This window comes from Nocardia wallacei (genome assembly GCF_029868745.1).
GTDB classification, from domain to species: domain Bacteria; phylum Actinomycetota; class Actinomycetes; order Mycobacteriales; family Mycobacteriaceae; genus Nocardia; species Nocardia wallacei_B.
On record NZ_JARWOP010000129.1, the window covers coordinates 1 to 7,994 of the forward strand.

Consider the following 7,994-nt stretch of genomic DNA (forward strand, 5'->3'; position numbering starts at 1 on the left):
GGAGAACCCCCAAGAACTGTATCGCCGCTGCAACGAACACCAGCGCCGCCTGTTCAATCAGGCAATCTTCCAACAGCTCTACATCGACGACGAGCAGATCAACGGCCACCGCCTGCACGAACCCTTCGGACAGCTACACGCCGCCCAACGGGCACAAGCAGGAACATGCGGCGCAACCCGGCACAAGACAAGCCGGGATGCTCCTGAATCAGGCAACTCCCGAATGAAGGGAGGAGTAGGGGTCCTACTCCAGGGCGTTCATTCAGCCCCGGGTTCTAGTAGTGACCCTATGGTGGAGCTAAGGGGACTCGAACCCCTGACCCCCACACTGCCAGTGTGGTGCGCTACCAGCTGCGCCATAGCCCCTTGTTCAGTTCTCGATTGCCGGGGGTTTCCCTCCGGCCTCAACGAAGTTACACCACGGCTGCTCACGGGACCAAATCGACTGGATGTGGGGGGTGGTAGAACTGGTGTTCGAAGGGTAGTGTCGAACACATGTTCGACAGCGGAGAGCTTCAGGCGATGAGTGACGAGGGGCTGATCGATGCGCTGCGGCGGGCACACGGGGCGGCGGCGTTCGCGCAGGCGGCAGAGGTGCTGGCGGTACGGGAGCTGTATCGGCGGCAGGAGGAGACCGAGGAGGGTGGGGAGTTCTCGGCTACCGAGGCGGCGGTGGCGGTGCAGATATCCGAGCAGGTGGCGGCTGCGCTGATCGATATCGGGCTGGCGCTGGACAGTCTGCCGCGGACACGGGTGGCGTTCGGATCGGGATTGATCGACCTGGCACGCGCGCAGGTGATCGCGGACAACGCTCGCGACCTGCCGCCGGAAGTGCTGGACGAGCTGGAGCCGAAGCTGATCGAGGCGGCGGCACGGGCGACGCCGGCGCGGTTGCGGCAGACGGCGCGGCGATGGGTGGCCAAGCTGGATCCGGAGGGCGAGCAGCGGCGGCGCGAACGGCGCGAGCACGACCGCGACGTACGCATCACCGCGGTGCAGGACGGCATGGCGGTGTTCGACGGTCTGCTGCCCGCGGCGGGCGCGCAAACCGTGGCGATGCGCCTGCGGGAGATGAGTCTGCAAGTGTGCGAAGAGGATTCGCGGACACTGCCGCAGCGCCGGGCCGACGCCCTGGTCGCGCTGTCGGACGGCTCGGAGCGCCTGCGCTGCGAGTGTGGCCGGGCCAGCGAATGTCCGGCCGCTCGCGTCGCCGGCGCCGCACCGCGCAAACCGCTGATCCAGATCGGGGTCCCGGCGGACACGCTGCTCGGCGGCGGCAATCACCCGGCACTGCTGGCCGGCTACGGCCCGCTCGACGCCGAACTCGCTCGGAGAATCGCCGAATACGCACAGTTCGAGGTGATCCCGGAACGCCCCGACGATCCGACCACCACCGCGGAGTCGATGCGCGAAGAACCGTCGCCGTGGCTGGCCCGGGAGATCCGCGCGCTCGACGGTGGCTGCCGGTTCCCCGGGTGCACGATGCCCGCGGCGGAATCCGAACTCGATCACGTCGAACCGTTCGATATCGCCCATCCGGGCCGCGGCGGCGGCACTGTGATGGCGAATCTCGCCGTGCTCTGCGCACGCCACCGACGGCTGAAATCGTTGGTGGACAAGGGAACACTGCGGTGGCGATTACACCATCCCGACGACGACCAGTTGCGGTGGACCAGTCCGACCGGCGACGAGCAGACCACCCTCCGCGAGGGTGCCCGTTACCTGTTCCCGCACAGCGACACCGAGGCCCGCGGCCTCGAATGGTCTTCTCCCACAGCGGCTCCAGAACGAGCACATCCGGCCGTCGTCGACCTCACGTACCCGATCGAACACCCTGTCGCCCACCGTCCACTGTCGACGGTTTCCCCCGAGGACTACCACTGAATACCCTCCACCGGGCGCACCCGGTCCGTCACCGACCCACGAGGACACGGCAAGTCATGGAACACCCGGACCGTCCTCCGGCCCCGACCGTCATCGACGTCGGCGTGGAACGCGAACGCATCGCGGCCCTGGAACAGATCCGCCGACGCCTGGAGTCCGAACTCGACAAGGCCGACGCCGGGTGCGGCTACGCCGCCATGGCCGCCCAACTGCGCGACACCATCAACGCCATCGCCGACGCCCGCAACCGAATCTACGAGACGCTGCTCGGCGACGAGCCCGAGCAGCCCGACCCCGGATAGCCCGCGATTCCTCCGCAGCCTGCGCGGGCACACCGGGATCCGACCCGGGCGGTATGGGGATTCCGCCCGGGCCTCGGATCAAGCTCCGCCCGACCCGCGATCATGCGAGCGAGCGCTGCATCGCCGTACGAACCGCGCTCTCACAGGCCTGTTCGAGCGCCGCGAACTTATCCGACCGCCACTCGATCGGCATCGTGAGCGTGGCGTCGATATAGAGGTTCGCATCGTGGACGACAAGGTGTACCGACCCCGTGTAGGTCATCGAACCTGTCCGGAAGGGCCCGGAGTATGCCCGCCCGGACGAGGATTGGAAGGCGGCCTCCCCCAGATCGTTTCGAAAGCGGAAGGCCGAATAGTCCAAATCTTGAAAGTCCTCCGCGAGGCTGATCGGACGGGAGTCGTACACCGAGCGTGGACTGTCGTTCGGGTCGAAGACAAGTGCCAGAAGTGTGAATTGCAGGCCACGATCAGGGACCTCGGCGACGCAGTCGCGCGGTCCGGGGTAATTCGTCGGCTTCAGCACCGCTCCCGCGCCGGCCACTCGTTCCAGCGCGGATAGATCGATCAGATCACAGGGATATCCGCGGGTCTCCCGGTACGTCTGCTGCTGCCCGGAGAATGACGGACTTCCGGGAAGGAAAGACTCGGCGTCCCTGTCCACCGCTACGCACGCCGCGACGACGACAGTGACAACCAGGACGATCGCCGAAAGGCCCGCGATCGACCACGGCATCGAAACACGCAAGCGCCCAGCGCTTTTCGTCATCGTAGATGCTCCCATGCCGTCGTGGCCTGGTGCTGACAGACCGGCCCTACCTGCACCGATGCGGCGGGAAGTTGAAGAACCCACACTTCCAGAAACAGGTTCTCGTCAAGAATGCCGACGGTGCACTGTTGTGCGTCGAGGACATGGAAGTACGACTGCTCCCCCACTCCGGGCCACCCGACGCTGGTCGCATCCAAGAATCCCCCCGCCGAACGTGCCGCATCCGCCCGTGCCTTGTCGTACATCGCTTGGGGCCTGTGGCCGTCGTTCATCACCCTGCCCAGCACCGCCAGCACCGTACCCGACGAGCGCACCCGGCAGTGGTGGCTCGAATAGGGTTGCGACGCGCGCGATTCAGCATGCGCGGGCGGTAATGCGGGAGCGTCGGGCATCCCGAGGTCGAGCAGCTCGCAGGCGTTGCCGATGCTGTCGGCGGTGTAGCCACCTCCGGTTCCCCAGGACGGCACGGTGACGACCACGATCACCACAACGGACGCCACCACACACAACGCGGTGACGAGCCAAGGCAATACGACTCGCAACGCCCGCCGGCCGGACGATGCGCCGGCCGATTTTGCGGCCCAGGGCATTTCGGCACCAGCAGTCGTCCCCGCCGCGAACTGTCCGGCGAAGTCGGGCACAGGGACAGTTGAGCTGGCACGTCCAGCAGACGCCTCCGACCTAAACTGCCCAGCGAACTCGGACTTGGTGGGACCGGGGTGAGAACCACCGACGAACGTCCCGGCGTTTTTCGGTTCGGGGACGGCCGGGCGAGGACCCTCGACAGGCCCTCCCAGCACATGCTGTCCGGCGATTTCGGATGCAGGAGAAGCGGATCGAGAGCCCTCGGCCGCGGCACCGCCGAGCAATCCGACCAGATCCACTGCCGTCGGGCGACCTTCCGGCCGCTTGGTAAGGCACCCCGCCAGAACATCGCGCAGGCCGGCCGGAACCCAGGTGAGATCCGGCTCCGCTTCCACCACCCGCCGGGCGACGACCTCGTCGACCCCCGTCCCGAAAGCCGGAATGCCGGTCACGGCGTAGACCAGCGTCGCGCCCAGCGCGAAAACATCCGCGGCGGGGCCGACATGCTGTCCGAGGATGGCCTCGGGCGGACGCACCGCCACCGACGAGGACTCGCCGATCAGCACCGGACCGCGATCCGTCAGCCGCACAGCGTCGGCCGAAACACCTCCGTGCACACGACCTCGGCCATGCAGAGCAGCCAGTGCCTCCGCCGATCGCAGCGCGAGTTCGCGCACCGCAGATTCAGGTAGCGGCCCACGAGTAGCGATCACCTCCCGCAGGGTCGGCCCCGAACCCACCTCCCGCGAGATCGGCCCCACCGCCGCCTCCTGCACGGTCGACCCCGAACCCACCTCCCGCAAGCCCGGCCCCACAACCACCTGCCGCATCGTCGACCCCACACCTCCCGCCCGCAGCGTCGACCCCACACCTTCCGCACCACGCCCGGAAACCACGACGGTCTTCGTGAGCATGTCCGCGAATGTCCGTCGCTGCTCATCGACCAACGGCCAGAAGAATCCGAGATAGCACGGGAGGGCGTCGAGCGTGTGGGCGAGTTGGCGGAGGAATGCCCGGCCGACACCGATCGGCCGCGCGGTCCGCGGGTCGACCAGCCGCTGTTTCGTGACGAACTTGCCGAGGCTGCGGCCGGTGAGTCCCTGCACGACAACGGTATTGACCAGGCTCAGCAGGCCGACGATGAGCAGCATCGACGCCACCAGCCACCGCGTCACGGTTCGGGACCGCTCGATCGACGCGGCATAGCCCAGCGTGCCCCCGGGGCGGCCCATGATCTCCGGCGTAAGCCAAGGGTGCACGATCCGCATAACAGCGACGCCCACCGCCACCAGTATCCCGACCAACAGCAGGTCAACGACTGCCGACAGCACCCGCACGGGCCACGACGTGTAACGAAGGCCGACTTCCGACGTCACAATCCTCGTCCATCCAGTCCGTCACATGCGAGAGGTGATGCGGGCGTTGCGATTCGGCCCGACCCCTTCCTAATTCGTAGCAGACCGGTGACCGGGGATCCTGTCACGAAGCAGATCGGGTGAAAGACTGGCGATTTCACCGATACACGTCGGACAATTCGAACTCTGCCGAATTCACCCGGCGACCTGAACCACCCACTCCTCGTCGTTGACGTCGATCTCCTTGGTGCCGTCGAATACCGTCGGCGTCTGCACCTTCCCGCCCAGCGCGGCCTTCATCGCGGTCAGCGCCGCCTCGGCGTGGTTGCGCGCGGAGTCGACGCGCTGGCCCTTGCTGATGCACTGCGTCACCTCGTCGGGCGCGCCGACCTCCTTGGCGAGGGCCGACAGCTCATCGTTGCCGAGGTCTCCGCCGTTCTCGCTGGGCTGCTTGGTGGTGAACAGCACCTCGTGGAACTTGGAGTACACCGGACCGTCGCCGTAGTCGGCCACGCATTCGCTGGCCGCCACCGCGCGCGAGGAGTAATCCTTGCTGCCCGACTTCGAGTCGAGGAAGTTGACCAGCCGGTACCGCACGGCCAGCTTGCCCTCATCGATCTTGTGCGCGATCTCCTGACCGTAGAGGTGCTCGAGCGTTCCGCACGCCGGGCACAGCGGGTCCTCGTAGAGGTCGATGGTCTTGGCGGCGTCGATCTTGCCCAGCACGATGGCGCCGTCGGAGTCCAGCAGCGCGTGCACGCCCGGATCGTGCACAGGCCCGTATCCGTCGTCGCGGACGCTCAGGCTGTTGTCGCTGTTCCAGCGCACGACCAGCACCACGATCACCGCGATCACGACGAGAGCCACGGCACCGAGGGCATAGCTGGTGCGACTCGACATCGGCCGCGGCGTGTACTTCGATCCGGAAGAGGAATTCACGGGTCCACTCTGCCAAAGCACCCGCGTCCCCCCGAATCGAACGGACCTCGACACGACGGAAATGGCCCATGTGCGACAAACCGGGTCAGCGAGTGCCCTCCACCGGAACCGATTCCACGACGGCCGGGCGGCGCAGCGGCTCCGGCACCGACATCCAACCGGCCGCGGCCACCACCAGCAGCGCGCCCGTCACCGCCAGGCCCCAGCCGAACGAAATCCGTTGCGCCAGTGCGCCGACCGCCACGGGCCCCAGCACAGTGCCCAGGTCGGCGGCCATCTGGAAACCGGCCAGCACGGTCCCGCCGCGACGGTCGGGCCCGATGATATCGGCGACGGTGGCCTGCTGCGACGGCGTGAACATCCCCGAGCCGAGCCCGGCCACACACGACGCCACCAGCAGCCAGCCCAAATTCGGCGACAGCCCGAGCCCGATGGTTCCGGCCGCGCACACCAGCGTGCCGGTGATCAGAAAAGGCTTGCGCCCCAGCCGATCCGACATCCGGCCCGAAGCGAACAGCACCGCCGCGTTACCGGCCGCGAAGGCCGTCAACACCACGCCGGCGGCGGCGCCGGACTCCCCGAGCACCTCCACCACCAGCAGCGGCACCAGCGCCATCCGGACCCCGAACACCGCCGCGCCGTTCGCGAAGTTGGACCACAGCACCGCCCAGTAGGCGGGCCGCCGCAACGCTTGGCGGAAGGTCATCACGCGAACCCGACCGGGTGCCTCCGGCGCGGCGAGCTGCGAACCGCGCAGGCTCCAGTACACGACGCCGCTCGCGGCCAGCAGCGCCACCGCGTAGATCACGAACGGCATCCGCAACCCGAGCCCGGCCAGCGCCCCGCCGACCAGCGGACCGCCGAGCGATCCGAGCAGGAAGCTGGTCGACCACAGTCCCGAGACCCGGCCGCGCTCGCCGGGCGGCGACAGCCGGATGACCAGGCCCAGCGACGACACCGTGAACATCGTCGAGCCGATGCCGCCGAGTGCCCGCAGCACGATCAGCTGCCAATAGCCTTGCGCCAGTGCGCACGCCCCGGTCGACACCGCCACGATGACGAGCCCGCCGAGATAGACCGACCGCTCCCCCAGCCGCTGCACCAGCCGCCCGCTGACCGGCGCGAACAGCAATCGCATGAGCGCGAACGCGCTGACGATCGCCGACGCCGCGGCCACCCCGACCCCGAAACTGCGCGCGTACTGCGGCAGCACCGGCGCCACCAATCCGAAGCCCAGCGCGATGATGAACGCCGCGCCGATCAGCACCGAGATCTCGACCGGTAATCGTCCCGGTCTACTGCCGCTCACCCGAACTGCCCTTCGCTCACGCACCACTACAACCCGCGCCGGTGGGCACCGCTTCCCGGAGCGCACCGATGAATTCGCCGCGCCGGTCCCGTCCTACCGAAGAAGGAGTCTCTTCGCGGAAGGACCATGTCATGTCTACACGCACGGCCGGCACCCGGGAACAATGGCGGACCGCCTACGAGGAGCTGCGCGCCGAGGAGAAGGAGCTGACCCGGCGCAGCGACGAACTCGCTCGTAAGCGGGAGAATTTGCCGTGGGTCCCGGTGACCGGGGAGTACCTGTTCGACACCAATTCGGGCACCAAGACGCTGGCCGAACTGTTCGACGGCCGGTCCCAGCTGATCATCCGGCACTTCATGCACGGCCCGAAGACCCCGGCGGGCTGCCCGGGGTGCACCTTCGAGACCGACAATCTCGTCGGCGCAGTCCCGCATCTGGCCCACCGGGACGTGACGTTCATCCTGGCCTCGCGCTCCCCGCTGCCCGTCCTCAACGACTACAAGCGCCGCTTCGGCTGGGACATCGAGTGGGTGTCGATGGGCGACAACGGTTTCAACGACGATTTCTACGAGCACATGCGGATCCCGTCGCCGCGGCGGCCCGGCAACATGCTCGACGTCATGGAATTGATGGCGCTGAGCTGTTTCGCCCGTGAGGACGGCGTGGTCTATCACACCTACTCGACCTACGATCGCGGCACGGACGCTCTCAACGCCACCTGGCAGCTGCTCGACCGGGCCCCGCGCGGGCGCGGCGACACCTTCGACGATTGGCCCCGCAAGCGCGACGAATACTGATCGCCGCGCGGGGGGGGGGGGGGCGGCGGGCGCCCCCCCCCCCCCCCCCGCGAGCGG

At 67.8% G+C, this 7,994-nt stretch carries 7 protein-coding genes and 1 tRNA gene; 3 read left to right on the forward strand and 5 right to left on the reverse strand.

Going from position 1 to position 7,994, the window contains the following annotated elements; all coding sequences use genetic code 11:
- Nucleotides 1-290 precede the first annotated feature (290 nt).
- Nucleotides 291-366, reverse strand: a tRNA-Ala gene (locus QH470_RS10355).
- Nucleotides 367-495: 129 nt separating this feature from the next.
- Here QH470_RS10355 and QH470_RS10360 point away from each other — a divergent pair.
- Nucleotides 496-1,884, forward strand: a complete 1,389-nt coding sequence (locus tag QH470_RS10360) for an HNH endonuclease signature motif containing protein (RefSeq protein WP_280272084.1) — start codon at nt 496-498, stop codon at nt 1,882-1,884.
- A gap of 56 nt (nt 1,885-1,940) precedes the next feature.
- Nucleotides 1,941-2,186, forward strand: coding sequence for a hypothetical protein (locus tag QH470_RS10365; RefSeq protein ID WP_280272085.1), 246 nt, complete (start codon nt 1,941-1,943; stop codon nt 2,184-2,186).
- 100 nt (nt 2,187-2,286) lie between these two features.
- On the opposite strand, the gene QH470_RS10370 is transcribed toward QH470_RS10365, so the two are convergent.
- The 4 genes from QH470_RS10370 to QH470_RS10385 all read right to left on the reverse strand — a co-directional run bounded on the left by QH470_RS10370 (nt 2,287) and on the right by QH470_RS10385 (nt 7,140).
- The gene (locus QH470_RS10370) at nt 2,287-2,919 is read right to left on the reverse strand and encodes a hypothetical protein (protein ID WP_280272086.1); all 633 of its coding nucleotides are present in this window, start codon (nt 2,917-2,919) and stop codon (nt 2,287-2,289) included.
- A 29-nt stretch (nt 2,920-2,948) separates the two neighbouring features.
- Nucleotides 2,949-4,913, reverse strand: a complete 1,965-nt coding sequence (locus QH470_RS10375) for an RDD family protein (protein ID WP_280272087.1) — start codon at nt 4,911-4,913, stop codon at nt 2,949-2,951.
- A 174-nt stretch (nt 4,914-5,087) separates the two neighbouring features.
- Complete coding sequence (locus tag QH470_RS10380; protein WP_342228431.1) at nt 5,088-5,831, reverse strand: DsbA family protein; 744 nt, start codon at nt 5,829-5,831, stop codon at nt 5,088-5,090.
- 85 nt (nt 5,832-5,916) lie between these two features.
- Nucleotides 5,917-7,140 (reverse strand): MFS transporter, encoded by a 1,224-nt coding sequence (locus QH470_RS10385; protein WP_280272088.1) that lies wholly within the window; start codon nt 7,138-7,140, stop codon nt 5,917-5,919.
- 131 nt (nt 7,141-7,271) lie between these two features.
- Between QH470_RS10385 and QH470_RS10390 the strand changes: the two genes are divergently transcribed.
- Nucleotides 7,272-7,937 carry a DUF899 domain-containing protein gene (locus QH470_RS10390; protein WP_280272089.1) on the forward strand — a complete coding sequence of 222 codons (666 nt, stop codon included), beginning with the start codon at nt 7,272-7,274 and terminating at the stop codon, nt 7,935-7,937.
- Nucleotides 7,938-7,994 lie beyond the last annotated feature (57 nt).